The organism is Flavobacterium artemisiae (assembly GCF_042678225.1).
GTDB classification, from domain to species: Bacteria; Bacteroidota; Bacteroidia; order Flavobacteriales; family Flavobacteriaceae; genus Flavobacterium; species Flavobacterium artemisiae.
In genome coordinates, this window is the sequence record NZ_JBHUDZ010000024.1 from 1 (window position 1) to 501 (window position 501).

1 pseudogene is annotated in these 501 nt (G+C 53.1%); it reads right to left on the reverse strand.

What is annotated here, in order from left to right:
- A pseudogene (locus ACFSC2_RS25245) lies at positions 1-501 on the reverse strand (hypothetical protein); the annotation flags it as partial.

Sequence of the window (501 nt, forward strand, 5' to 3'; positions counted from 1 at the left end):
CGCTCCTGTTGCCCCAGATGCTGGAGTGTAGACAATATCTGTTAATGGTGTATTGATGCACAATGTCTGGCTTGCTGTTGCCGCGGCAGAACTCAGAGTGATCGTAGCATCAGGATTTACCGTAATGCTGCCGCTCAGGTTCGCGCTTGAACAGCCTCCCGTTGTCGTAACCGTATAGTTGAATGTTCCAGAAGCTGTCGGCGTTCCGCTGATGGTGAACACGCCTCCTGCAAAACTTCCCGTAACCCCCGCAGGCAGTGTCCCTGCTGTAAGTGACGCTCCTGTTGCCCCAGATGCTGGAGTGTAGACAATATCTGTTAATGGTGTATTGATGCACAATGTCTGGCTTGCTGTTGCCGCTGCAGAACTCAGGGCGACTGCCGCATTAGGATTTACCGTAATGCTGCCGCTCAGGCTTGCGCTTGAACAGCCTCCTGTTGTGGTCACCGTATAGTTGAATGTTCCAGAAACTGTCGGCGTTCCGCTGATGGTGAACACGCC